The 1,172-nt window shown below is 69.0% G+C and carries 1 protein-coding gene; it reads left to right on the top strand.

What is annotated here, in order from left to right; genetic code table 11:
- Positions 1-665: 665 nt before the first annotated feature.
- Positions 666-1,052: a RidA family protein gene (locus tag AB0I88_RS41345; protein WP_361037789.1), complete on the top strand. Its 387-nt coding sequence runs from the start codon at positions 666-668 to the stop codon at positions 1,050-1,052.
- Positions 1,053-1,172 lie beyond the last annotated feature (120 nt).

Genomic DNA, 1,172 nt, shown 5'->3' with positions numbered 1-1,172 from the left:
TGACACCCGTAGTGGGTGTGACGACACCCGTTGCGGGTGTCACGTCTGCGGAACACAGATAGCCGAGATCCGTGTCCCGTCTCCCCGGACGGGGACTCGTTCCTGCGTCCGCTGCCAGCCGGTGAACGTGGCGGTGGTTGCGTATGGCAGCCGGCCGGTGCCGCACGGTGAAGTTCACGTCAGCGGCGGTCGCCGGGAGTCATCGCGGCCGGCCGGGTCGTTTCGCCGCTCTTGCTCAGCGACGAGCGCACCGTTCACGCTATGCCGTCTACATGCGCTACCGCCGCAACGGACGGGCCTTCACCAGTCTTGGACCGGCGACCGGCGACCGGCGACCGCCGTCACCGGTCGCCAATCATCGAATCCCTGATCCAGGTCCGCTACCCGGCACCCGCGTCGTGAGGCATGGCGAAGCAGGCCCGGACCGAACATGCGCTGGTAGCGAGCCTTTACTGATAGGCCAGCAGGGATGTCAGCGCTGTCTCGCGACGCTTGGAAAGAGCGCTGAGAGCCGGCCGGACAGGTCTACCGGCTTGCCGGCCCGGCTGCGAACGGCGGGGGCGGGAGTGTGCGACCGGGTTCGGCGGCCCGGCCGCAAGCAGGTGGACAGCTCAGGGGACCGAACTCGGTGTCCATTGTGGTGCACACGGTTTAGCGTCGGCTGAATGGAGATGATCGCGCGCAATCCGGGTGATGGCGTCTACCCGGCTACCGGTGACTATGTGCACGCCATGGAGGTTCGTGGGGCTCAGCGGATGCTCTTCGTCGCCGGCACGATGGGGCTCGACCCGGGCGGCAAGCCCGGCGCCGGCCTCACCGAGCAACTCGAGCTCGTGTGGAACAACATTCGCGCCATCCTCGCGTCGGCGGGGATGACGGTGGACAACATCGTTCGCCTGACCAGCTATCTGCGGGACGCGGCCTACGCCGAGGAGAACGCGGCGGCCCGGGTGGCGGCACTCGGTGGGCGTGCCATTCCGACCACGGCGATCGTCGTACAGACGCTGGAGAGCGACTGGCTCATCGAGTTGGAGATCATCGCGGTCGCCTGACCGGCCGACCGGCCGGCGACCCGCTGGACGGCGGCATCGTCCTCTGGGACACCGCGACCGGCGCGCACCACCGTCCCGCGACACCGCCGGCCCGCCGGTTCGGCCGGCTCGGCGCCGTGA

This window comes from Actinoplanes sp. NPDC049802, from assembly GCF_040656595.1.
Taxonomy (GTDB): Bacteria; Actinomycetota; Actinomycetes; order Mycobacteriales; family Micromonosporaceae; genus Actinoplanes.
This window is presented reverse-complemented; position numbering and strand designations above follow the sequence as displayed.

What these genes read in the sequence shown, in the direction of transcription:
- AB0I88_RS41345 (WP_361037789.1), top strand. Translation starts at nt 666, where the DNA reads ATGGAGATGATCGCGCGCAATCCGGGTGATGGCGTCTACCCGGCTACC.